General features: G+C 65.3%; 23 protein-coding genes and 1 tRNA gene. 8 read left to right on the forward strand and 16 right to left on the reverse strand.

Annotation, left to right across the window (positions count from 1 at the left end; genetic code table 11):
• Positions 1 to 52 precede the first annotated feature (52 nt).
• The 3 genes from L0B83_RS08190 to L0B83_RS08200 are packed head-to-tail and all read right to left on the reverse strand — an operon-like array spanning position 53 to position 1362.
• A complete protein-coding gene (locus L0B83_RS08190) occupies positions 53 to 559 on the reverse strand; it encodes an RNA polymerase sigma factor (protein WP_234757913.1) in 507 nt (168 codons plus the stop codon).
• A complete protein-coding gene (locus tag L0B83_RS08195) occupies positions 559 to 1068 on the reverse strand; it encodes a methylated-DNA--[protein]-cysteine S-methyltransferase (RefSeq protein WP_234757914.1) in 510 nt (169 codons plus the stop codon). Before L0B83_RS08195 ends, L0B83_RS08190 begins: the two co-directional genes overlap by 1 nt.
• Positions 1069 to 1110: 42 nt before the next feature.
• Complete coding sequence (locus L0B83_RS08200) at positions 1111 to 1362, reverse strand: cell division protein CrgA (RefSeq protein ID WP_234757915.1); 252 nt, start codon at positions 1360 to 1362, stop codon at positions 1111 to 1113.
• Between the two features lie 178 nt (positions 1363 to 1540).
• Between L0B83_RS08200 and L0B83_RS08205 the strand changes: the two genes are divergently transcribed.
• Together L0B83_RS08205 and L0B83_RS08210 are read left to right on the forward strand one after the other, a co-directional pair.
• Complete coding sequence (locus tag L0B83_RS08205; RefSeq protein ID WP_372461173.1) at positions 1541 to 2401, forward strand: class E sortase; 861 nt, start codon at positions 1541 to 1543, stop codon at positions 2399 to 2401.
• Between the two features lie 170 nt (positions 2402 to 2571).
• Positions 2572 to 3213, forward strand: coding sequence for an aminodeoxychorismate/anthranilate synthase component II (locus tag L0B83_RS08210; protein ID WP_234757916.1), 642 nt, complete (start codon positions 2572 to 2574; stop codon positions 3211 to 3213).
• Here L0B83_RS08210 and pknB read toward each other — a convergent pair.
• From pknB to L0B83_RS08240, 6 genes are read right to left on the reverse strand one after another with little or no spacing between them, the layout of a single operon-like run.
• Positions 3210 to 5138, reverse strand: a complete 1929-nt coding sequence (pknB, locus tag L0B83_RS08215; protein ID WP_234757917.1) for a Stk1 family PASTA domain-containing Ser/Thr kinase — start codon at positions 5136 to 5138, stop codon at positions 3210 to 3212. The genes L0B83_RS08210 and pknB overlap by 4 nt on opposite strands.
• 54 nt (positions 5139 to 5192) lie before the next feature.
• Positions 5193 to 6980, reverse strand: a complete 1788-nt coding sequence (locus L0B83_RS08220) for a protein kinase domain-containing protein (RefSeq protein WP_234757918.1) — start codon at positions 6978 to 6980, stop codon at positions 5193 to 5195.
• A complete protein-coding gene (locus L0B83_RS08225) occupies positions 6977 to 8434 on the reverse strand; it encodes a peptidoglycan D,D-transpeptidase FtsI family protein (RefSeq protein ID WP_234757919.1) in 1458 nt (485 codons plus the stop codon). Before L0B83_RS08225 ends, L0B83_RS08220 begins: the two co-directional genes overlap by 4 nt.
• A 43-nt stretch (positions 8435 to 8477) precedes the next feature.
• On the reverse strand, positions 8478 to 10208 hold the full coding sequence (locus tag L0B83_RS08230) for a PP2C family protein-serine/threonine phosphatase (RefSeq protein WP_234757920.1): 1731 nt from the start codon (positions 10206 to 10208) through the stop codon (positions 8478 to 8480).
• 3 nt (positions 10209 to 10211) lie between these two features.
• Positions 10212 to 10694: an FHA domain-containing protein FhaB/FipA gene (locus tag L0B83_RS08235; protein WP_234757940.1), complete on the reverse strand. Its 483-nt coding sequence runs from the start codon at positions 10692 to 10694 to the stop codon at positions 10212 to 10214.
• 5 nt (positions 10695 to 10699) lie between these two features.
• Entirely contained in the window at positions 10700 to 11443 is a 744-nt protein-coding gene (locus L0B83_RS08240; protein ID WP_234757921.1) for an FHA domain-containing protein, read from the reverse strand.
• Between the two features lie 359 nt (positions 11444 to 11802).
• On the opposite strand from L0B83_RS08240, the gene L0B83_RS08245 reads away from it, so the two are divergent.
• Positions 11803 to 11885: transfer RNA gene (locus L0B83_RS08245), tRNA-Leu, on the forward strand.
• Positions 11886 to 11928: 43 nt separating this feature from the next.
• Here L0B83_RS08245 and L0B83_RS08250 read toward each other — a convergent pair.
• Positions 11929 to 12648, reverse strand: a complete 720-nt coding sequence (locus L0B83_RS08250; protein WP_372461174.1) for a TetR/AcrR family transcriptional regulator — start codon at positions 12646 to 12648, stop codon at positions 11929 to 11931.
• Between the two features lie 107 nt (positions 12649 to 12755).
• Between L0B83_RS08250 and L0B83_RS08255 the strand changes: the two genes are divergently transcribed.
• Entirely contained in the window at positions 12756 to 14147 is a 1392-nt protein-coding gene (locus L0B83_RS08255) for a flavin monoamine oxidase family protein (RefSeq protein WP_234757923.1), read from the forward strand.
• Here the strand turns inward: L0B83_RS08255 and L0B83_RS08260 are convergent.
• Positions 14144 to 14722 (reverse strand): hypothetical protein, encoded by a 579-nt coding sequence (locus L0B83_RS08260; protein ID WP_234757924.1) that lies wholly within the window; start codon positions 14720 to 14722, stop codon positions 14144 to 14146. The genes L0B83_RS08255 and L0B83_RS08260 overlap by 4 nt on opposite strands.
• 92 nt (positions 14723 to 14814) lie before the next feature.
• Complete coding sequence (locus tag L0B83_RS08265; RefSeq protein ID WP_234757925.1) at positions 14815 to 15264, reverse strand: DUF5997 family protein; 450 nt, start codon at positions 15262 to 15264, stop codon at positions 14815 to 14817.
• A gap of 133 nt (positions 15265 to 15397) precedes the next feature.
• Between L0B83_RS08265 and L0B83_RS08270 the strand changes: the two genes are divergently transcribed.
• From L0B83_RS08270 to L0B83_RS08285, 4 genes are read left to right on the forward strand one after another with little or no spacing between them, the layout of a single operon-like run.
• The gene (locus L0B83_RS08270; RefSeq protein WP_234757926.1) at positions 15398 to 16201 is read left to right on the forward strand and encodes an ABC transporter permease; all 804 of its coding nucleotides are present in this window, start codon (positions 15398 to 15400) and stop codon (positions 16199 to 16201) included.
• Positions 16198 to 17262: a sulfate/molybdate ABC transporter ATP-binding protein gene (locus L0B83_RS08275; RefSeq protein ID WP_234757927.1), complete on the forward strand. Its 1065-nt coding sequence runs from the start codon at positions 16198 to 16200 to the stop codon at positions 17260 to 17262. The genes L0B83_RS08270 and L0B83_RS08275 overlap by 4 nt, the downstream gene beginning before the upstream one ends.
• Positions 17263 to 17309: 47 nt before the next feature.
• Positions 17310 to 18065 carry a LysR family transcriptional regulator substrate-binding protein gene (locus L0B83_RS08280; RefSeq protein WP_234757928.1) on the forward strand — a complete coding sequence of 252 codons (756 nt, stop codon included), beginning with the start codon at positions 17310 to 17312 and terminating at the stop codon, positions 18063 to 18065.
• A 3-nt stretch (positions 18066 to 18068) separates the two neighbouring features.
• The gene (locus L0B83_RS08285) at positions 18069 to 18689 is read left to right on the forward strand and encodes a LacI family DNA-binding transcriptional regulator (RefSeq protein WP_234757929.1); all 621 of its coding nucleotides are present in this window, start codon (positions 18069 to 18071) and stop codon (positions 18687 to 18689) included.
• Positions 18690 to 18692: 3 nt separating this feature from the next.
• Here the strand turns inward: L0B83_RS08285 and L0B83_RS08290 are convergent, their stop codons facing one another.
• The 4 genes from L0B83_RS08290 to L0B83_RS08305 all read right to left on the reverse strand — a co-directional run bounded on the left by L0B83_RS08290 (position 18693) and on the right by L0B83_RS08305 (position 21712).
• The gene (locus L0B83_RS08290; protein ID WP_234757930.1) at positions 18693 to 19679 is read right to left on the reverse strand and encodes a bile acid:sodium symporter family protein; all 987 of its coding nucleotides are present in this window, start codon (positions 19677 to 19679) and stop codon (positions 18693 to 18695) included.
• 114 nt (positions 19680 to 19793) lie between these two features.
• The gene (locus L0B83_RS08295) at positions 19794 to 20897 is read right to left on the reverse strand and encodes a GTP pyrophosphokinase (protein ID WP_234757931.1); all 1104 of its coding nucleotides are present in this window, start codon (positions 20895 to 20897) and stop codon (positions 19794 to 19796) included.
• Positions 20898 to 20942: 45 nt separating this feature from the next.
• Positions 20943 to 21365, reverse strand: a complete 423-nt coding sequence (locus tag L0B83_RS08300; RefSeq protein WP_234757932.1) for an SRPBCC family protein — start codon at positions 21363 to 21365, stop codon at positions 20943 to 20945.
• On the reverse strand, positions 21362 to 21712 hold the full coding sequence (locus tag L0B83_RS08305; protein WP_234757933.1) for an ArsR/SmtB family transcription factor: 351 nt from the start codon (positions 21710 to 21712) through the stop codon (positions 21362 to 21364). Before L0B83_RS08305 ends, L0B83_RS08300 begins: the two co-directional genes overlap by 4 nt.
• Positions 21713 to 21821: the final 109 nt, after the last annotated feature.

The following is a 21821-nucleotide window of genomic DNA, read 5'->3' on the forward strand; positions in this document are numbered from 1 at the left end:
GGTTCGAGAGGGGCGAGGATCTCGGAAAGGCCTGGATCATCATGGTGGATGGTCATGGTGTTTCTTCTTTCACGTAACTCAAGGAGCTATCGAAGAGAATGGCGCGCAACGCCTTGACGCCGTCGGCTCCCGCGCGACGCGCGGCGTCGGGAGTTCCGCCGAGAAGCCCGGCGACTTCCTTGTACGGGAGCCCGGCGATGTAGTGGTACGCCACCGCTTGGCGCTGTTTCGGCGGAAGCTGCCCGACGGCGTCGAGCACCTCCCGGTGGCCGTTGCCGGGGACACCGAGCCCGGACGGTCGCACAGGCAGCTCATCCACGGGAAGCGGCCGGCGGTTCCTTGAGCGCACGATGTCGATGGACTTGCGGTGGGCGATGGTGACGAGCCATGCCTGGACGTTGGCACCGGCCGGCAGCTCGGGGTAGGCCTTCAAAGCAGAGAGAAAAGTCTCGGACCAGGCGTCCTCCGCGTCGTGGTCGCCGAGGACCGCGCGGCACACCCGCAGGACCGTGGGTCCGTGCTCCCGGACAACCAGCTCGAACGGCTTCTTGGGCTCCATTAGAAGAGCTTGCTTTCCTTCGCCGCCGCGGGTTCTTCGAGTTCGAGGAGGAACCGCTTATTATCGAGGCCGCCGGCGTATCCGGTGAGCCTTCCGTCATGCCCAACAACCCGGTGGCACGGGATGATGATACTCAGGGGGTTCCGGCCAACCGCCGAGCCGACAGCCTGGGAAAGGTTCCGGTCACCCAGTTCGACGGCGAGTCCCCCGTAGCTGACGGTTTCCCCGTACGGAATTTCTTCGAGCCGCGCCCAGACCCGCTGCTGGAACGGATTCCCTGAAGCCTTGAACGGGACATCGAACACGGTCCGGTCACCGGCCAAGTATTCGCCAAGTTCAAGAGCGGCCTGCTGGAACAAGGGATCCTCAGCCGGGACGGCTTCGCCGAAGAACTCCGAAGGCGGCATATGCCAGTGACCCTCGAAGAAAATGCCGGTCAGGAGATCATCCTGCGCAGTCAGCGTCAGCCGGCCCAGCCGGGACCCGATGGTTGTGTGCCTGGTGGTCATGTCTGGAAGACGCTTCAGGCGGCCGGAATGTGAGGTCGCCGCTCAGGAGCGCCAGCGCGTGGTCATGAGGAACCCGACGATCGCGATGCCGAAGCCCGCCACGATGTTCCAGGACGACCATGCGGGCACGGGAAGCTGGCCACTGGTGATGTAGAAAGTGATGATCCACAGCAGGCCGATGATCATGAGACCGAACATGACCGGCTTGTACCAGACCGGGTTCGGTTTGTACTGCTGTGCAGTGGCCGCTTCGGTGGGGCGGGAGGCCCTCTTTCGGGGCTTGGACTCGGGCACGGTTCCTCCTTGGCCGGCTGAATGAAAGGCCGCGCGCCGGCTTGATATCCTGCAAGGAGGAAAATTCCAGCGGTCAACGCGCACGCGGCAATTCCGGGGTTCGTTCTAGCAGTCAAGTCTAGCCGGATTTCGGGGCCTGCTCGTCGTCGGGCATCCGCGCCTGCAAAGAGGAGATCCAGTGGCGCAGCAGCAGACGCAGCAAGCCGCTGCCGTGCCGGGCGACGGCGCAGGAACAGGCACGGAAGGTACCCGCCGGGCGGGTCGCCAGCCGCGCCCGGCCGGCCGCAAAGGACGGCCAAGTACGGGCGATATCGTGCGCAAGGTCATCCAGGTCGTGGGCGAACTGCTCGTCACGGCAGGACTCATCCTGCTGCTCTTTGTGGCGTGGGAACTGTGGTGGACCAACGTCGAAGCCGATGCCAAGCAAAGCCAGGCCGTCCAGGGCTTTGCGAAGAGCCTTGCCGGACCCGTGGCGCCTGTTGCCCCCGCCAACCCTGCCGCACCTCCCGACTACGGCAAGCCCGTGGTGGCCGAGGCTCCCGCGCACGGCGGCATGATCGGCATCATGTACATTCCCCGGTTCGGCCCGGACTATTCGCGGCCCATTATTGAGGGAACCGGTTCCGACATCCTGGATACCCTGGGCCTTGGCCACTACGGAACCACGAGCATGCCTGGCGCGCCCGGCAACTTCGCTGTCGCAGGGCACCGCCAGACCCATGGTGCCGTGCTGGACAACATCCATCTCCTGGTTCCGGGCGACAAGATCTATGTGCAGACCAAGGACGGGTATTACACGTATGTGTTCCGCAACAACCAGATCGTCCTGCCGTCGCGGACGGATGTCCTTCTGCCCGTCCCCACACAGCCCGGTGCGGTGCCCACTCAGAGCTACCTCACCATGACAAGCTGCAATCCGCGCTTCGGAGCGCAAGAACGCATCATTGCCTACTCCGTGTTGGAAAGCTGGCAGCCGGCATCCGCGGGGCCTCCACAAGACATTGCCAAGCAAGTCGCCCAGACGGCCGGGAAGGGCTAAGCCATGTATGGATGGATCTTCCGTCACCTCCCGGGTCCCCTCTGGGTGCGCATCCTGACATCCGCGGCCCTCGTGGCCTGCGCACTTGTCCTGATGGTCCAGTTCCTCTTTCCCTGGATGTCACAGTTCACCACCTTCACCGACTCAACGATTGGTTCAGCACCGCAGCCATGAGCACAACAAAAATCCTCGTCGTGGACAACTACGACAGCTTCGTCTACACCCTTGTCGGCTACCTGCAGGAACTCGGTGCGGAAACCACCGTGGTCCGCAACGACGACGTCACCCTTGCCGAAGCGATTGAGCTGGCGGAAGCGCGCGATGGCGTACTGATCTCGCCCGGTCCGGGCACGCCCGCCGAAGCCGGCGTCTGCATTGAGCTGATCAAGTGGTGCGGAGACAACAACAAGCCGATGTTCGGGGTCTGCCTTGGCCACCAGGCCCTGGCCGAGGCCTACGGCGGGACCGTGACCCACGCTCCGGAGCTGATGCATGGCAAGACGTCACCCGTGCAGCACGAGGGTAAGAGCGTTTTCGCTGGTCTCCCCTCGCCGGTGACGGCCACCCGCTACCACTCCCTCGCGGCTGTCCGGGAAAGCATCCCCGACGTCCTGGAAATCACCGCCGAAACGGCCGGCGGCGTCGTCATGGGCCTGCGGCACCGCACGGCACCGCTCTGCGGCGTGCAGTTCCACCCGGAGTCGGTGCTCACGGAAGGTGGCTACCTCATGCTTGGCAACTGGCTCGAGTCACTGGGGATGTCCGGTGCGGCAGCCCGTGCTGCCACGCTGAGCCCCCTGATCCAGCGCTAGCCGCCTAATCCCAATCCTCCTCCGCCGCCGCCCCTGGTCTCGCTGGGAGACGGCGTGGGCGTCGGAGTGGGACTCGGCGGGGGCGGGGCGGGAGCCTTCGCGACAATCACGCTGATGGTCTTTCCTTGCTCCACCAGGGAATTGTAGGCATCGCCCTGGCCTGTCACCTTTCCAGGAGTTACTTGCGAGTTCTCCTGTTGGGTGACTGCGATGCCCAGGCCGTTCGCTTTGAGCAGTGCTTCGGCATCGGGCTCGGTCAGACCAATGAGTTGAGGCACGGCGACCTTGCCCGTGGAAACCACCAAGTCAACGGTGCTGCCCACGCCAACCACGGCACCCGAAGCCGGTTTGGTGCTAATAACGGAGCCCGCGGGAACCGTGGCGCTGTTGGCCAAGGTGCTCGATCCGCCAACAAGTCCCGCCTGGCGCAGGAGGTCGCGCGCAGCGGCTTCGGTGAGGCCGTTCAGGCCCGCCGGAACAGTTGCCGAGACCGGGCCACTTGAAACGTTCAGCACGACTTGCGATTTCGGTGCCACCCGGGACCCTGCTCCCGGGTCGGTGCCGATCACGTTCCCCTTGGGGACCTTGTCATCGGGAATATGGTTCGGCTCCGGGCTGAGATTGGCGCCGTAGAGCGTCTGCAATGCCGCAGCCTCGGTCAGTCCGGAGACCGCCGGTACAGCGATCAACGGAGGCGGTGCCGGCTTCTGGTTCACCGTGCTGTACACCCAGAATGCGCCGCCGGCCAAGACCAGCAGGGCCAAAATAACCACCACCGCTGTCCAGGCACGACGGCGGGACTTCTGCCGGGCGGTCCGCTCACGTTCCGGGGTGAATCCAAGCGCCATGGCGCCGTCGTGTTCTGCTTCGGCTTCAGGGTCGCCGGGCTCACGGGACAGAACGTCCTGGTCACCGGCGGCCTGGCCGTTTTCCGGCTCCGCGCCCACTGTGTTCTCGAGGACTTCGGGACCCAACAGCCCGGCCGCCAGGGCACCTTCCGGTATCGGCCGGGTCAACGGCACCGCGTCCTGGACATCCGTTGGAGTTTCGGCGGCAAGGGCAGGGACAGCAACACCGTTCTTGGCCGCGCGCAAGGCCCGCCGGAAGGCGGCCGCATCCTGGAAACGATCTGCACGGTCTTTCTGCAGCCCCTTGGCCAGGACACTGTCCAGCGCCTCTGAAACGGCTGGATTGAAGCTGCTGGCCGGCTCCGGGACCTCCCGTACATGCTGGTACGCCACCGAGACCGGGCTGTCACCCGTGAACGGAGGTCGGGACGTCAGCATTTCAAACAGGAGGCACGCTGCGGAGTACAAGTCGCTGCGGGCATCCACGGTTTCGCCGAGGGCCTGCTCAGGCGAAAGGTACTGCGCAGTACCCACCACGGCCTGGGTCTGGGTCATGGTTGCCGCGGAATCCGCCATCGCCCGGGCAATTCCGAAGTCCATGACCTTCACATGGTTTGACTCCCCGGTCACCATGACGTTGGCGGGCTTGATATCGCGATGCACGATCCCGGCCTTGTGGCTGTACTCGAGAGCCGCGAGGACGCCAAGCGTGAATTCGATGGCCTGGTCGATATCCAGTTCCTTCGCCCGGATCAGGTCCCGGACGGTCCGGCCGGACACGTATTCCATGACGATGTACGGGACCCGGACGTCCTCGCCCGGACCGCCGGACACCGTGTACTCGCCGGTGTCGTAGATGGCGACGATCGAGGAGTGGTTCAAGGCTGCCACTGCTTGCGCCTCGCGCTTGAAGCGGGCGTGGAACTGCGGATCACGGGCAAGATCGGCACGGAGCAGTTTCACCGCCACGGTTCGTCCGAGCACCGTGTCGACGCCCTTGTAGACATCGGCCATGCCACCACGGCCGAGCAATTCACCGAGTTCGTACCGCCCGTTGAGGACGCGCTGGGATGTCATGGGAGTGCTGTCCTCTCTGTGGGCAGGTGAAGAGCGTCCGGTTGGCATGGTGTCCTACGGGGTGGTCTTAGGGGAAGGAGACGAGCTCGCGGCCGGTTTGGACAAGTGGTACGTCACGACCGATCCCGCGGGTACTTTCTGCCCGGCTGCAGGGTCTGAACTGACGAACGTTCCCGGTGCCTGGCCGGTTGCACCGTCAACGGTGGACCCGGTGACCCAGCGCAGCCCCGCGCCTTCGATGGCAGCCTGCACTTGTGATTCCGTGGCTCCCCTGCCGATAGTCGGCACGGTGACCATCTGGGGTCCCTTGGAGTACGTGACCGTGATGGTCGATCCCTTGGTCACCGGGCCGGAAGGATTGATGTCGATAACGGTGCCGGGCGTGGACGGATCGAAGACCTGCACACCGTTGACCGCGAAGCCCAGTGCATTGAGTTCCGTGCGCACCTTGTCGTACGGCTGGCCCTTGTACTGCTCCGGGATCAGGTTGATGGTGTCGGGGGTCGGAGTCGGCGTGGGCGTGGTCTCCGTGGGGCTCGGGGTGGCCGAGGTTGGCGGTGCGCTCGAGACCCGGGCCGGAGGGGTGGTGACGGCCGGTGCCGGATTGCTCGGCGAGAACAAGCCCAACTGGGTCAGGAGCGCCCCCAGCACGGCGAGCAGTACGAGCACGATCAGGGCAACGAGCGGCCACGTCCACGGGCTGCGCTTCTTCCGTGGCGGCGGCTCCTCCTGGTACTCCTCTTCGTCGTGGATGAACTGGTTGTGCTCGCTGGCCTCATCCAAACTGCGTTCGGCGGCCAAGGCATCGGCACGGGCCAGCGGATTTCCACCTTCGGCCGCAGCAGCCGCCGCAGCGGCTCCGATCACAGGCAGCGCCGACGTCGACGTCGTCCGTGTTTCCCTGCCGTAGGGCGAGGTGACGATGCCGGTGGGCGCCGTGGGCATGTCCGTAGGGGCGGTGATGGGGCCCGTGGCGGCTTCGAACAGCAACATCCCCGGGACGGCCGCGTGTGCCTTGGCGATATCGCCGGCGCGGATTGCTTCGGCGGCTTCGGCCAGCTTGAGGGCATCCGCCGGGCGATTCTTCGGATCCTTGGCGAGCATGGACATCAGGAGTGCGCGTACCGGAGTCGGCAGGCTATCAGGCAGCGGCGGCGGGGCGTCGTTGACTTGGGCCAGCGCAATGGCGATCTGGGATTCGCCCGAGAACGGACGATGCCCGGTGAGGCACTCGTAGCCGATGATCCCGAGCGAGTAGATGTCCGAGGCGCCCGTGGCCGTTTGGCCCGTGGCCTGCTCCGGAGCCAAGTACTGCGCCGTGCCCATGACCTGGCCGGTCTGCGTGAGGGGAACCTGGTCGGCGAGGCGGGCGATGCCGAAGTCGGTGATCTTCACACGGAAGTCCGGCGTGATCAGCAGGTTGCCAGGTTTAATGTCACGGTGCACCAAGCCCTGGGCGTGCGCGGGGGCCAGTGCCCGGGCGGTCTGGGCGATGATGGACAGGGTGCGGTCCGGGGAGAGGACCTGCTCGTGTTCCAACATGCTGCTCAGCGGCTGTCCGGGCACCAATTCCATGACCAGGTAGGCAGAGCCGTCTTCTTCTCCATAATCGAAGACGTTGGCGATTCCCACGTGATTGAGCAGCGCAGTGTGGCGGGCCTCGGCGCGGAACCGCTGGAGGAACCCGGGATCGCCGGTGTATTCCTCCTTGAGTACCTTGATGGCGACGACCCGGCCGAGGATCTGGTCCTTGGCCCTCCAGACCTCTCCCATGCCGCCAATCGCAATGCGGCTGGTCAGCTGGAACCTGCCGCCGAGAGTGATTCCTGACGTAGGCCTCACTTGTTCAACACCGCCTCAAAAATCTTCTTCGCATTCGGACTGGTTAGCTTTGCGCCGGTAGACACATCAACGCCTTCCATGACAATGGTGACGGCTACCTGCGGGTCGTTGGCCGGGGCGAACCCGGTGAACCATGAGTTGTTCAAGCCGGAATCGCCGAGTTGCGCCGTGCCGGTCTTGCCGGCCACCTGGATTCCCGGCACTGCGGCACCGGCCCCGATGCCTTGGGACACGACATCGGTCATCCATTGCGTGATCTGGCTGGCGATTTCGGGCGTGGTTGAGGTGCGCAGGGTCTCGGCCTTCGGCTCGCTGATGACGCGCAGGTCAGGTGCCCGCACGGTCTTGATGAGGTTCGGTTTCATCTGGACGCCCTTGTTGGCAATTGCCGCGGTCATCGTGGCGATTTGAAGCGGAGTGGCCCTGACGTCACGCTGCCCGACGGCGGACTGGGCCAGCGATGCCTGGTCCAGATTCTTGGGAAAGATACTGACGGCGGACTGCAGCTTGAGCTGGTCCCCGAAATCCTGTCCGAAGCCGAATTTCTTGGCTTGGTCAGCGATGGCGTTTTGGCCAAGGTCCAGGGCGATGCTGGCGAAGGGCGTGTTGCACGACTGCTCCAGGGCGAAGGCGAAATCGGCCGTGTTGCGGGTTGAGCAGTTGCCGCCTGCGTAGTTGGGCAGCGAGGCGTTGGAACCGGGCAAAGGCAGGCTTTCCGGGTTCGGCAGGACACTGTCCTTGTTGTACTTACCGGAACTCAAGGCAGCCGCCGTATCGACGAGTTTGAACACGGAACCGGGCGCCAACAGCGCGCCCGTTGGTCCGCTCACGGACTGGTTGAGGTTGATGCCGGGGATCTGGTTGATTTGGTCGTAGGCGGCCTTTTCCTTGGCCGGATCGTGCGTGGCGATCAGGTTGGGGTTATAGGACGGCTTGGAGACCATCGCGATGATGGCGCCTGTCTTCGGGTTGGTGACGACGATCGAGCCACGCTGGCCGTCAGGAATGAGGTCGTAGGCGAGCTTCTGGACCGCGGGATCAAGGGTCAGCTCCACCGAGGCGCCCTTCGGCTGGCTCCCCAGGAAAATCTGGCTCACGCGGTCCAGGAAGAGTTGGTCGGAGCTGCCGGCCAGCTCATCCCTGAGCTGCTGCTCAAGCCCGGTGGACCCATACGTCCTGGAGAAGTATCCGGTGATGCCGGCATAGAGCTCCGGCTGCGGGTAGCTGCGCTGGTATTTGCAGGTTTCATCTCCGGCAACGGATTCGGCGACCGGCTTGCCGCCCACGATGATGGCGCCGCGGTCGTTGCAGTAGTTCGCCAGGACGGCGCGCTGGTTCCACGGATTGTCGTTGAGGTCGCCGGCGCCAATGACTTGGACATAGCTGATCGCGCCGAAGAGGAGGGCGAACATGGTGACTGCTGCCATCCACGAATTGCGTATGGAATGGTTCATGAGGTCTGCACCGCCTCCGTGGGGGCATCAGTAATGGTCGAGATCATGGGGACACCGCGCACGTTGGTGCGGCTGTGGAAGTGGACGACGACGTCGGCCGGCTCGACGGACTTGGGCTCGGCGGACTTGGGCTTGGCGGCGTGGGGCTTGCGGTAGCTGAGGGGCTCGACGTCGGCTTGGACGTGCCTGTGGGGCACGCGCCTGGCAGCCCGGTGGTGCCCTTTTCCTGCAGGTTTTTGACAATCTGCTGGGCATCGGCCAGATCCCGTGCCGGAACGGTCTGGCGCACGACTTGTTGCGTGAATTCGGGCAAAGAATCCATGCGGATGTTCGTCTGGGTCTCGACCTTCGAGAGCTGGAACGGTCCAAGGCTCTGCGAAATGCCGTTGAAGATGGCGACGTGTTGATTGAATTCGCCGACGTAGTAGCGTGTCTGGGTCCACGCGTAGCCGAGCCACAGTCCGGCGACGACGAAGATCGCCAAGGCCGCGGCGATGGCAGGCGTCAGCCAGCGCCTCTTCCGGCCGACAAGCGGTTGTGGTTCCTGGCGGTCCTGTTCGGCCTTGTGGGTCAGCACGGTGGCGGCCCGGCGTGCAACGCTTCGTCCCGCGACGGTCGGGATCGAACCCGTTTCGGCCGCAGTCGCTGCGGCCCCGACCAATTCGTGCGGGCGGCTTGCGAGCTCTTCGCGGAGGATCTCGGCCGACAGGTGCTCGCCAAGGTGCGGGTCTGTCGCCGTCGGAGGCTCAGTGGTTCCGGCTGGTTTCGTGGAACCCGGTGCAGGAGCCGCCGCTGCGGGCTGGGCGTCGGGCCCGGCGTCGGGCCCGGCGTCGGACGTTGCTTCCGCGGCGTCCTTGCCTTGCTCGCTTTCCTTGCTCGCGTCCGGCTCCGCGGGCGCTTCCACCTTCGGCGGCGCTGATGCTGCCGGCGCTGCCGCTTTCGGCGGCGCGGGCGCTGCCGACGCGGCCGGGACGACCTCGACGGCGGCGGTGCTGACGTTATCGCCTGTCTCTTCCACGATCTCCAGCATCACGACGGTGACGTTGTCCGGAGCACCGTTGGCGAGGGTGAGCTCAATGAGGAGCTCGGCGCATTCGGCGAGGTTCTTTGTTTCGCGGACTACTTGCTCAACGACTGCGCTTTGGACGTAGTTCAGGCCATCGGAGCAGAGGAGCCAGCGTTCGCCCGGTTGGACGTCGAGCTCGGCCAGATCAAGCTCGGGACTGGCGTCCACGTCGCCCAGAACGCGCATGAGGACGTTCTTGTGCGGATGGGTTTCCGCCTCCTCGGGGCGCAGCCGGCCTTCATCGATCAGCCTCTGGACGAAAGTGTGGTCCACGCTGATTTGCTCGAACTCGCCATTGCGCAGGCGGTAGGCCCTGGAATCGCCGATATGCGCGAAGTGCAGCCGCCTGCCTTCGAGCAGCAGGGCGGTGACCGTGGTGCCCATCCCCGCGAGTTTCGGGTCTACGTGGACGAGCTCGGAGAGGAGGGAATTCGCGGTCTGGATCTCGTCGGCGAGGACTGTTTCCGCGCCGTCCGGGTAGGAATCATGATCGAGGTGGATCATGTCCAGGACCGTGGATGCCGATGCGACGTCCCCGCCAGCATGCCCGCCCATGCCGTCCGCGACCACCGCAAGATGCCGGCCGGCGTACGCTGAGTCGTCGTTCTTCGAGCGGACACGACCGACGTCGGACCGCGCCGCGTAGCGCATGATCAGGGGGTGCTCCGGAGGCAGCGTCTTGCCTTCGGAGGGCTGGGGGGAAGCCATGGGCTACGCCCTCAATTCGATGACCGTCTTGCCGATCCTCACGGGAACGCCAAGCTCCACCGGCAGGGCTCGGGTCAGTTGTTGATCGGCGAGATAGGTGCCGTTCGTGGAACCAAGATCCTCGATGAACCACCGGCTGCCTTGGGGGAACAAGCGTGCGTGCCTGCCCGAAGCGTAATCATCCTCGAGGACCAAGGTGGCTTCTTGTGCGCGGCCCAGGAGAATGGGGCTCGCAGCCAGGGGAAGAGTGGTTCCCTTGAGCGGGCCCTCGACGACGACGAGCTGGCGCGCCTGCTGCTTCACAGGCTGGGGTGGCGCGGGGGCAAGCTCCGGGTGCTTGCGCAATTCGCGCGCCGTCGGAGTTCCGATGGCTGCTTTGCGGCCGATCACGAGATCGCGACGCATGGTAGAGACGATGCTGAAAATCAGTATCCACAGCAACAGCAGGAAGCCGAAGCGCAGAGCGGTGATGGTCAGTTCGCTGATGTCGCTCACGGGCGTCCACCAGAGGGCTGGGGGAGAAGTCTGAAGATGATCTTGGTCCGTCCCATGGTGATGGTGGATCCGTCAGTGAGTTCCACAGTGCCGTCCACTTTATGGCCGTTGACGTAGCTTCCGTTGGTGGAACCGAGGTCGACGGCGCGGATGACTCCGTCCGCGGTCTGGATTTCCAGGTGCTTGCGCGAGACGCCGGTATCGTCCACCAGGATGTCGGCTTCGGATGACCTGCCCAGGACGATGGAAGGTGCATTGAGGGAATAGCGTTGTCCGCCGATGTCCAGGACGGGCTGCAGCCGTGTGGGCTCACGGCTCGGCGCGGCGGGGACCACGGGCCGGGCAACGGTGGGCGCGGCAGCGCCGCCGGATTGCTCGGTGCGGGAGGTGATTTCGAAATGGCCTTCGCGCTGGGCATCGTCGTGACGGAAGGAGATCCGGACCGGACCCTGCAGTATGTAACCTTGGCTACGCACGTGCTGGATAACGACGTCGCACAATTCTTCGGCCAGCGGAGTGCCCCACTCCTGGGCGCGCCCGAAGTCGCCGTCGCTCAAGAGGACGTCGAACACGTTGGGGGCCAGCGTCCGGCCGGCCGAAATGGTAATGGACTTGTTGTCCAGTTCCCGGCGAAGCCTGCTGGCGATTTCCACCGGCTCCACCCGCCCCCGCGATCCCGTGGAGAAGACGCCTCGGACGGCCTTTTCGATGCCACGCTCAACCTTGTCAAGCAAACCCATGGTCCTTCTCCTTCCGCTCCGTTGACTCTGCGGTATCAGTAGCCAAGACGCATCGCCGCAGTGCCCGTAGCGCACGCAGGAAGCCTGTCTTCAACCCCGATACTACTGGGCAAGACTGTGAATGGCCTTATTCCACAACGGCGGGAACGCCGGAAAAGTTCGCCGGGAGGCATCATTTAGGCACGCATCCCGCTTGATTTCCGCTCCAAGCGGGGGGACCGGCAATCGGTGGCGTCCCGGGGATTTACGGCAGGCTCCGGGTCGATTGGTGTTTTCAAGAGGTTGTCCGTTATGCTTGATCTCGCTGCTTTCGCAGGGGTAAGGCCGGGAAACCGGTCCGGCCGGGCGGAAGAAGTTGCGCGCGAGTGGCGGAACGGCAGACGCGCTGGCTTCAGGTGCCAGTATCCGAAAGGGTGTGGGGGTTCAAATCCCCCCTCGCGCACGCAATTCAAGGAACCCCGGTCTTCGGACCGGGGTTCCTTGGTTTAACCAGATTGGTCCACCCGGAGCGCCCCGAGGCCTGTGATCAGCGCATCCAGGCCCATGCTGAACGCGAGGTCGGACGGGTAGTTGTTCTGATCGGGCCCCAGGCTTCGGACGGCCGAGGTGAAGTGCGGCGTGGAGTCGGCCAAGCGGCCGGAATCGAAAATGTCTGCCGGCGCGTTCGCATCGAAGGCGGCGCCGAAAATGTAGGCCTCGAGGGCCACGATGCTCGGGATGATCTGCTTCTCCGGGAACCCCGCACGGAGGAATCCCTCCGTCACGGCTTCATACATGGCGAGTGTCTGCGGGGCATCCGTTACGGGCAGCACCGCGATCACCGAGATCAGCGGGGTGTGCCGTGCGAAAATGCCGCGGTAGGAATATGCCCACTGCCGGACGGCCTCCTCCCAGGGAAGCGTGCGGAAACCGCCGAAGTCGACCTTTGACATCAGGTCCTCTTCCACGAGCTTGAGGACTTCGTCCTTGGATGACACGTGGTTGTAAAGGGCCGACGGCGCCACGCCCAAAGAGCGGGCGAGGGCGGCCATGGTGAGGCCGTCGTAGCCCTTCTTGCTGACCAGTTCCAGGGCCGCCGCTGTAATGCCGTCCTGGTCCAGGACGGCCGCCATCGGCCGGCCGGCCCTCCGGCGCGCTTTGGTCTCGCCCGGAGCTGGGGTGGGTTCAGGCATTGCCGACCTTTCTGGAGTCTGTGTCCCCAGCATTATTTCATTCGGGTATTCACACTCGGGGCCAAGCCAGCTACAGTTGAGATAAATGAACGTCATTCATTTATTGGTCAGCCAACGGGGGCTGCCACAGAAAGGACATCATGTTTAATCTTGATCGCGACGTCGTAATTGTCGGGGCCGGTCCGTCGGGCTTGACGGCCGCCCGCGAGTTGAAGAAGGCCGGTCTCAGCGTTGCCGTGCTCGAAGCGCGCGACCGCGTCGGTGGCCGCACGTGGACCGACACCGTGGACGGGGCCATGCTGGAAATCGGCGGACAATGGGTTTCCCCGGACCAGACCGCCCTGATGGGTCTGCTGGACGAACTGGGCTTGAAGATGTACCCGCGCTACCGCGACGGCGAATCTGTCTACCTGGCGCCGGACGGCAGCCGCACCCGTTACACCGGCGCTTCCTTCCCGGTGAGCGAAGCCACCGCAGCCGAGATGGACAAGCTGTGCGCCATCCTGGACGGCCTCGCCGCCGAGATCGGCCCGGAGGAACCTTGGGCCCACCCCAAAGCCCGGGAACTGGACACCATTTCCTTCCACCACTGGCTGCGCCAGAACTCCACGGACGAGGAGGCCTGCAACAACATCGGCCTCTTCATCGCCGGTGGCATGCTGACCAAGCCGGCCCATGCCTTCTCTGCGCTGCAAGCGGTGCTGATGGCGGCTTCGGCAGGTTCCTTCTCCAACCTGACAGACGAAGACTTCATCCTGGACAAGCGGGTTATCGGCGGCATGCAGCAGGTCTCCGTACTCATGGCCGCTGAACTGGGTGACGACGTCGTACTTAACAGCCCCGTCCGCACCATCAATTGGGAGCCTGCCGGTGAAGGCCACCGCGTCACCGTCGAGTCAGCGCGCGCAACCGTCAACGCGCGATTCGTGATCATGGCCGTTCCGCCCAACCTGTACTCCCGCGTGTCCTACAACCCGCCGCTGCCGCGCCGCCAGCACCAGATGCACCAGCACCAGTCCCTGGGCCTCGTCATCAAGGTCCACGCTGTCTACCGCACCCCGTTCTGGCGCGAAGAGGGCCTTTCAGGTACGTGCTTCGGCGCCGACGCCCTGGTCCAGGAGGTCTACGACAACACCAATTACGGAGACAGCCGCGGAACCCTGGTGGGGTTCATCTCGGACGAGAAGGCGGACGCGGTCTTCGAGCTCAGCGCCGAGGACCGCAAGAAGAAGGTCCTTGAGTCCATCGCGGGCTTCCTGGGCGACAAGGCCCTGGATGCCGAGGTCTACTACGAATCCGACTGGGGTTCAGAGGAATGGACCCGCGGAGCCTACGCGGCAAGCTATGACCTGGGTGGTCTGCACCGTTACGGCAAGGACCAGCATGCCAACGTCGGGCCGATCTACTGGTCCTCTTCCGATCTGGCTGCGGAGGGTTACCAGCATGTGGACGGAGCAGTCCGGATGGGCCAGGCGACGGCGGCCAGGATCGTCACCGCCAACAACCGCCTCGCTGCTGTCCCAGCGGCCTAGGAGCGGGTACCCGAGGCCGGAGCGCCCGCCGCCGCTTCGGCCTCGGCCATCGCCACTTCCAGCTGCTCGACGGCGCGCGCATAGTCCGTCCCTGCGGTGAGACGGCACCGTTGGGCTTCCTGCAGCGCACGGATCAACGCGGCGGTTTGCGGAACGTTGACATCGCCCATGCCGGGAAAGTCGATGCCCATCGCGGGATCCAGCTCATACCTTCGCCAGCGGGCCAAGAGGGCATCGTGCCGTGCCGCCAAGTCCGTGAAACGGCTGCGGTATTGACGCTGCTGCTCCAGTTTCCACCCTGCGGCCAAGGAAACCGCAGCAGCTCCCAGGCCGAGGAAGAGCATCAGGAGTCCGACGGCGGGCGAGGCCAACGCGGGGATGATTACTGCGGGAACAATCACCACAAGACCAGCGAAGATGTTCCAGAAGGTGGCGTCCGGTTCCGCGACCACGCCGTGCCCATGGATGACGGCTTTCCGGATGGCGTTCACGGTGAAGGCCACCGCGCACGTGAGCATCACTGCCCACAGCCCGGCCTCCCAGACCGTCAGCTGGATTCCATGTGTGGCGGGCAATCGGACCACCTCCACGCGGACGCGCACCCCTTTGAAATCAGTATGCGCCGAGGAAAGCCTGCAGGCGAGGGCCGCGGAGGTCCGGTTGGAGATTAGGGGTGGTCCCGCTTGGATGCCTTGGGCGCGTCCCGCTTGGCGGCCGCGTTGGCCTTGGCGTCCTTCGCCGCCTGCTTCTTGGCTGCTTCTTCCTTGATCCGCTTTGCCTCGGAGCGGACCGCTGCGTGCGTGGCGCGCTCGACGACGAGCCACTGCGGGGGAGCGGCCAGCAGTTCGGTGATCTCCGCCGTCGTCAGGGGCTCGGTGATTCCGCCTCGGGCGAGGCCGCTGATGGAGATGTTCAGTTTCTGTGCCACCACGGGACGCGGGTGCGGACCCGTCCGGCGGAGCTCGGCGAGCCATTCCGGGGCGTTGGCCTGGAGCTCGGCGAAATCGGCGCGGGTGATTTCCGAATCCTGGAACTCCTGGGGTGTTGCAGGCAGGTAGATGCCAAGTTTCTTGGCAACGGTGGCCGGCTTCATGGACTGGGAGTTTGCAGAGGTCATGGTTCAAGGGTATCCGCCGCCGCAGGGAAGTGGCACAGCCGCTGTTCTAGGATGAATCCATGCCGCACATGAGAGTCGCCGGGGCCGCCCGGAAAGCCCTGGTGACGCAAGCCTCAGCGCAACGTAGGCGTTGATGAACTTCAGCGGGATTCCACGATGGGTTTATTGGCTTGCGGTGGTGGCCGGCTTGTTCGTCTTGTTGCCCTTGGCCGCCATGGTCGCAAAGGTCAACTGGGCGCAGTTCATCCCGTTGGTGACCTCTGATTCCTCCCTGACGGCGTTGGGGCTCAGCCTCCGCACCTCCGCCGCGAGTACGGCGCTTTGCCTTGTCCTAGGCATTCCCCTGGCCCTTGTCCTTGCCCGCCGGCCCTTCCGCGGACAGCGGCTTCTGCGCGCCTTTGTCCTGCTGCCCTTGGTGCTGCCGCCGGTGGTGGGCGGCATCGCGCTGCTCTACACGTTCGGACGGCAGGGCCTCCTGGGCAAGAGCCTTGAGCTCGCGGGCATCCAGATCGCCTTTTCGACGACGGCGGTGGTCCTGGCCCAGACCTTCGTCGCCTTGCCGTTCCTTGTAGTCAGCCTTGAAGGTGCCTTGCGGACGGCCGGCAACCGCTACGAAGCTGTCGCCGCGACGCTCGGCGCCCGGCCCACCACCGTCCTGCGGCGTGTGACCGTCCCCATGGTTCTCCCCGGCCTCGCGTCCGGAACGGTGCTGTCCTTTGCCCGCTGCCTGGGGGAGTTCGGGGCAACGTTGACCTTCGCGGGGAGCCTGCAAGGCGTCACGCGGACATTGCCGCTTGAGATCTACCTCCAGCGCGAAACCGACGCGGACGCAGCCGTCGCCCTTTCGCTCGTTCTCGTCGCGGTGGCCGTGGCCGTCGTCGGCCTGTCTTACCGGCGTCCGCACCGAGCCGAGATTCCCGCGGAGGCCGCCGCGTGAGTTTCCACATCGACGCCACCGTCCGCGCCCGGAACCTCGACGTCTCCTTAAGCCTCGGACAGGCGGAAACCGTGGCGATCCTCGGACCCAACGGGGCTGGAAAGTCGACGCTGCTTTCCGTTGCGGCGGGCTTGGTTCGGCCGGATGCCGGCACTGCGCGCCTGGGGGGCCGGGTCCTCTTCGACCTCGACGGCGGCAGCCGGGTATGGACCCCTCCGCACCTCCGCGGTACGGCGTTGTTGGCCCAGGAGCCGTTGCTCTTCCCGCACCTAAGCGTCCTGGACAACGTGGCTTTCGGCCCGCGCAGCGCAGGCGCTTCCCGCGCGGAATCACGCGAAACGGCCCGGCATTGGCTCGCCGAAGTCGGCGCCATCGAGTTCGCCGCACGGAAGCCAGGGCAGTTGTCCGGGGGACAAGCCCAGCGGGTTGCCGTGGCCCGCGCACTGGCGGCCAGTCCCGAATTGCTGCTCCTTGACGAACCGATGTCGGCCCTGGACATCCACGCCGCCCCGCACCTGCGCCGGCTCCTCAAACGGGTCCTGTCCGGTCGCCGGGCCTTGGTCATCACCCACGACGTCCTGGACGCACTCATGCTTGCGGACCGCGTCATCGTGATGGACAAGGGCAGGATCGTGGAGGAAGGCGTGACCCGAGAGGTCTTCCGGCGTCCCCGAAGCCAGTTCGCCGCGGGGCTGGCCGGGGTGAACCTCATGGTCGGCACCGTCACAGAGGACGGACTCAGGACGCCCGCTACCGCCGGGCTTCCCGACCTTCATGTCGCAGGACACCTCGACGACGAAGCGGAACCGGGCGGCCCCGGCGTGGCCGCCTTCCCGCCGTCGGCCGTTTCCATCTTCCTGGACGCTGCCCACGGCAGCCCGCGCAACTCGTTCCACGTCACTGTCACGGAACTGGAACCGCATGGGGACCATATCCGGGTCCGGGCCGGCGACTTGGCGGCGGACATCACGCCCAATGCGTCCGCCGAGCTGGGGCTGGAACCGGGCTCGCGCGTCTACTTCGTAGTGAAGGCCACGGCCGTCCAGGTGTACGCGGGGTAGCTTGGCTGGCGCTGCGTTGGCCGCCGCCCGCGCGGTACTGTGAACTGGTGCCATCCGATCAAGAATCCGCGCCCGCCGTCGGCGTCCCCGATGCCTCCGGCAACGAAACGAGCGGCCCCCAGGGGCTCACTTTCGCCTATGTCGCCGGAGTGACGCCCGGGAAATGGATCCGGCGCTGGGAAGAGCGGATGCCCGACGTTCCGCTGCACTCGTTCATGTCCGACGACGGCGCGCAACTGGAGGTCCTGCGCGACGGTTCCGCGGACCTCAGCTTTGTGCGCTTGCCGGTGGATCGCGACGGACTCCACGTCATTCCGCTCTATGAAGAGCAGCCTGTGGTGGTGGCTCCGAAGGGCCACGAAATCTCCGTGTTCGAGGAGGTGGCGTTGGAGGACCTCGCGGAGGAGAACTTCCTGGACGTCGCCGAGATGGGCGGGCCGGAGATGGCCCTGCAGGTGGTGGCCTCGGGCGCCGGCCTTGTGATCCTGCCGATGTCCGTGGCCCGGCATTTCAACGTCAAGGACACCGTGGCGCGGCGCCTGACCGGGGCCGAAGGGACGCAGATCGCCCTTGCGTGGCCGAGCGACTCCGCAAGCGAGGTCATCGAGGAATTCATTGGCATCGTCCGTGGCCGGACCGCGCAGAGCTCGCGGCAGCCCTCGGCGCGGCAGGAGAAGCCCAAGAAGGCACCCAAACCGGCCCGGCGCGGCACCGGCGCCAAAAAGCCGGCAGTTGCCCAGCGCTATGCGCCCAACCCGGACAAGGGCCGGGGCAGGGGCTCGCGCAAGAAAGGAAAGCGCTAGGCCATGGGACTTGGAGCGAAGCCGACCATCCGGGACGTCGCCAAGAGCGCCGGCGTTTCCCTCACCACCGTGTCCTACGTCTTGTCCGGGCGCCTCGGTGGCACCACCCGCATTAGCGAGGCAACACAAGAGCGGGTCCAAGCGGCTGCGAAGGAATTGGGTTACGTACCCAATCAAGCGGCCCGCGGAATGCGCCGCGGCAAGACCGACCTCGTCGCGATTGCCATCGGCGACCTGGAATGGCCGTGGGACCGGGCCTTGGGGACGGCCGCGGCCCGCATTTTGCCCCAGCACGGCTACCAGCCCGTCATCCTCATCGGCGAGGGGTGGCGGCGGTTCATGCTCTCCGGCGGCGCAGACGGCGCCATCATCGCGGCTCTTCCACCCGGCACCCTCCTTGACCTCACGGTGGGGGAGTTGGCTCGGCGCGGAGTCGCCCAGGTAGTCATTTCGGACACGATGCAGCCTGCCGGCTTCGACGTGCTTTCCCCGGGGTCCACGGGCGGGACTCCGGAACCGGAAGCGCTCGAAGGGGCGATCACGCTGCTTCTGGACAGGCTCGCCGGACGCACGATTGGCGCGGGAACCACCAAAACCGCGCCATGGGAGTTCAGGACTCCGTAGCTGTCAGCTCTCCTTGAGCGGCTTCCGGGCCAGCCAAGCCGCGACGACGGCACCGGAAACGTTGTGCCACACGGAGAACACGGCCGATGGCAACGCGGCCAAGGGCGTGAAGTGCGCGGTCGCGAGAGTGGCGGCAAGGCCTGAATTCTGCATGCCCACCTCGAACGCGAGGGCCCGGCGTGCCTTGTCATCGAGGCGGCCCAGCTTGCCCGCCGCATAGCCCAGGCCGAGGCCAAAGCCGTTGTGGAGCAACACGGCGAGGAACACGATCGCGCCCGCGGCTATGATCTTGCCGGCACTACCCGCCACCACCACGGCGACGATCAGCGAAATCACGACGGCGGACGCCCAGGGAAGTGCCGGAAGTACCTTCTGCACGAGCTTCTTGAGGAAGAGGCGGGCCGCGAGGCCTCCGATGACCGGGAGGAGGACCGTCTTGACGATGTCGAGGACCATGGAGCCGGCATCAATATTGAGGAACGATCCCGCGAGGAAAAACACCAGCAAAGGGGTCACAATCGGGGCAACGAGGGTGGAGACGGACGCGACGGCCACGGAGAGGGCAACATCGCCCTTGGCCAGGAACGCCATCACGTTGGAGGCCGTTCCCGACGGCGCGCAGCCCACCAGGATCAGGCCCACTGCCAGTTGGGGTTCCAGGTTGAGCGCGACGGCGATCAGCCAACCCGCACCCGGCATGATGACGTAGTGGGCCACGATGCCCAGGACCACGGCCCACGGGCGCTTCGCCACCGATGCGAAATCGGGAGGCGTGAGGGTGAGGCCCATGCAGAACATGATGATGCCCAGCAAGAACGGCACGCTGGGTGCCAGCGGTTTGAAGGCATCGGGAAGCAGGAAGCCGGCCACTCCGGCCACGATCACGAGGAGCGGGAAGACCGTGACCGCGATCTTGGCGACCTTGGCTTCCGCGGCCAATGCCGGATTCGGGACGGGGACTTCTGCGGTGTTGGTTGTTGCCTCAAGCATCTTTCTATCGTGGCACCGTGTTTGGCCACGCGCCCACTCCGTGAACCCGTGGCGCCGAAATATGTCAGATGACCGTTGTTTCGGCAGCCCTGCGCACAGCTGTTGGTCAGGGCCTCAGCTTTTGGTCAGGCGGTACCGCTCAATCTGCTTGAGACGCCGCTGGAGGCTGTCCCGCCGGGGGTGGGGGACGGCGTCGGGCGCCTCGGCGGTGAGGTCGATGTGCTCGGTGCCGTACTGCCACAGCAGAAGGTCATCCAGGAGGCGGTCCGGCCCGGGCGAGTAACGGTGGTCCAGGGCTTTGCGGACCTCGGTGATCCGATCGGCGTTGAGGAGGGCGGCGAGTTCCACGGTCTTGTTCAAGCCGTGGGCGGCGAGAAGCTCCGCGGCCCAACCCCAGTCGTCATCGACCTTGCGGTCGACGTGGGGGAGCAGCGTCCGCCAGACGTCACGCACCCGGTTGGGCGTGAGCGGCAAGGAGCCATCGCCGTCGAGATCCCAGTAGCCGCGGACTTCCTCGTAGCGCTCGTGGAGGTCGGCGAAGGCACTTTCCACGGTTTCCAGCATTGCCGCTGTGGCCGTGAACTGGCGGTCGAAATGCGGCGTCCAGGCACGCGGATCCTCGGCCTTGAAGCGGATGTCATGTTCGATCTCGCTCCAGGCATGGGCAAAAACCGTGCGGATCTGGCACTCGAAGAAGTAGCTGCCATTGGGCGGCATGTCCGGATTGAAGACCTGCTGGTAGGCCTTCACGGACTCGTTTTGGATGGTGCGCAGAATGAGGTGGCGGCTCGAATATCCGTAGGTGCCGGACTCGATGGAGCCGATGGCTTTCTCAAGGTCTCCGCGGCAATCGAAAAGCTGGCGCTGGCGCTTGATCAGGTTTGCAACCGCGGCGTTCTCGGCCGGAAGCTTGGTGATGACACGCAGGCCCACCATGTCATTCAGGGTCCGGAAGGGATCCGGGAATTTCAGGACACGCGGACCCCCCTCCAGCGGCACCTCGGTGCGGGAAATCTTCTCCCGGAAAGACTCCACCGTCTTGGTGCGTCCCGTGACGAAGAGCGGAACGGACTCGCTGTTCTTGAGCATGTCCCGCAAGGTCAGCAGGACGTCGCGGGTGACGAGCTTCAGGGCAGGCCGGACGCGCTCGTAAAGCTCCACGTTCGCCTGTACCGATTCGCGCAGCTGAGGATCCAGGCGGTCCCAATTGCTAGCCATGCCTCCAGCTTACGGGGGCGCGCCGACAGTGTTGAGCAAGCACCATTACCCGGCACTGTTCGCTTCGGCGATCACCCCGCCGATGCGATGGATGACGCCGGGCCATCCGCGACCCATCCCCTCGTACGCCTGGCGCCCGCGCGGGTCGTCGAGGTCGAGGCCGTCGTGGGTGAAGAACAGCCGTGTGCCTGCGCCTTCGGGTTCGAGTCGGAACGTCAACGTCGAGTCCAGGCCGCCCTCGCTGAACGTGTAGCGCAGCAGCCTTGGCGCGTCGGCCACAAGTACGGTGCACTGTTGCCGTCCCCACGGGCCCATGTCGAGTGTGAAGGCGTGGCCGACGACGGGCCGGATGTCGCCGGCCGCCCACCAGCGTTCGACCAGGTCGGGCGTGGTGATCGCGTGCCAGACCGTCTCGGCGGGAAATGGCAGGAACTCGTCGCACTCGATGGCGGCGCGGGTGGTGGTCATTCGTGCTCCTTGGGGGTTGGGATTCCGGGTGCCCCGGGGTTCGCGTTCGCCTCATCGAGGGCCGCTCGCAGACCGCGAAGGCGGTCGCGCCAGTAGCGCTCGAACGGATGCAGCCAGTCGGACGCCTCAGCGAGGGGCCCCGCATCGAGGTGGTAGACACGGTGCTGGCCCACACGCTCGTCATGTACGAGTCCCGCCGCGCGTAGTACCTGAAGGTGTTCAGATACGGCCGGACGGCCGAGCTCGAACTGGGCGACCAGCTCGGTGACTGTCTGTGGACGCTCGCGAAGTTCGGCGAGGATCCCGCGACGCGTCGGGTTGGCGAGGGCGGAAAACACATCGGGCATGCGCCCACATTACGTCGGAATTCTCCGACGCGTCAAGTTTTCCCGACGCATTCGCATCCTAGCTACTTCTTCCGGCGTTGAGTTGTTCGCCGAGGCCGGCGAGCAGGAT

This window comes from Arthrobacter alkaliphilus, assembly GCF_021483235.1.
Lineage (GTDB): Bacteria > Actinomycetota > Actinomycetes > Actinomycetales > Micrococcaceae > Arthrobacter > Arthrobacter alkaliphilus.

Excerpts from the sequence above, each read along its gene's own strand:
- L0B83_RS08190 (WP_234757913.1), bottom strand. The coding sequence starts at position 559 with ATGGAGCCCAAGAAGCCGTTCGAGCTGGTTGTCCGGGAGCACGGACCC.
- L0B83_RS08195 (WP_234757914.1), bottom strand. The coding sequence starts at position 1,068 with ATGACCACCAGGCACACAACCATCGGGTCCCGGCTGGGCCGGCTGACG.
- L0B83_RS08210 (WP_234757916.1), top strand. The coding sequence starts at position 2,572 with ATGAGCACAACAAAAATCCTCGTCGTGGACAACTACGACAGCTTCGTC.
- pknB (WP_234757917.1), bottom strand. The coding sequence starts at position 5,138 with ATGACATCCCAGCGCGTCCTCAACGGGCGGTACGAACTCGGTGAATTG.
- L0B83_RS08225 (WP_234757919.1), bottom strand. The coding sequence starts at position 8,434 with ATGAACCATTCCATACGCAATTCGTGGATGGCAGCAGTCACCATGTTC.
- L0B83_RS08230 (WP_234757920.1), bottom strand. The coding sequence starts at position 10,208 with ATGGCTTCCCCCCAGCCCTCCGAAGGCAAGACGCTGCCTCCGGAGCAC.
- L0B83_RS08240 (WP_234757921.1), bottom strand. The coding sequence starts at position 11,443 with ATGGGTTTGCTTGACAAGGTTGAGCGTGGCATCGAAAAGGCCGTCCGA.
- L0B83_RS08250 (WP_372461174.1), bottom strand. The coding sequence starts at position 12,648 with ATGCTGGGGACACAGACTCCAGAAAGGTCGGCAATGCCTGAACCCACC.
- L0B83_RS08255 (WP_234757923.1), top strand. The coding sequence starts at position 12,756 with ATGTTTAATCTTGATCGCGACGTCGTAATTGTCGGGGCCGGTCCGTCG.
- L0B83_RS08265 (WP_234757925.1), bottom strand. The coding sequence starts at position 15,264 with ATGACCTCTGCAAACTCCCAGTCCATGAAGCCGGCCACCGTTGCCAAG.
- L0B83_RS08270 (WP_234757926.1), top strand. The coding sequence starts at position 15,398 with ATGAACTTCAGCGGGATTCCACGATGGGTTTATTGGCTTGCGGTGGTG.
- L0B83_RS08285 (WP_234757929.1), top strand. The coding sequence starts at position 18,069 with ATGGGACTTGGAGCGAAGCCGACCATCCGGGACGTCGCCAAGAGCGCC.
- L0B83_RS08290 (WP_234757930.1), bottom strand. The coding sequence starts at position 19,679 with ATGCTTGAGGCAACAACCAACACCGCAGAAGTCCCCGTCCCGAATCCG.
- L0B83_RS08295 (WP_234757931.1), bottom strand. The coding sequence starts at position 20,897 with ATGGCTAGCAATTGGGACCGCCTGGATCCTCAGCTGCGCGAATCGGTA.
- L0B83_RS08300 (WP_234757932.1), bottom strand. The coding sequence starts at position 21,365 with ATGACCACCACCCGCGCCGCCATCGAGTGCGACGAGTTCCTGCCATTT.
- L0B83_RS08305 (WP_234757933.1), bottom strand. The coding sequence starts at position 21,712 with ATGCCCGATGTGTTTTCCGCCCTCGCCAACCCGACGCGTCGCGGGATC.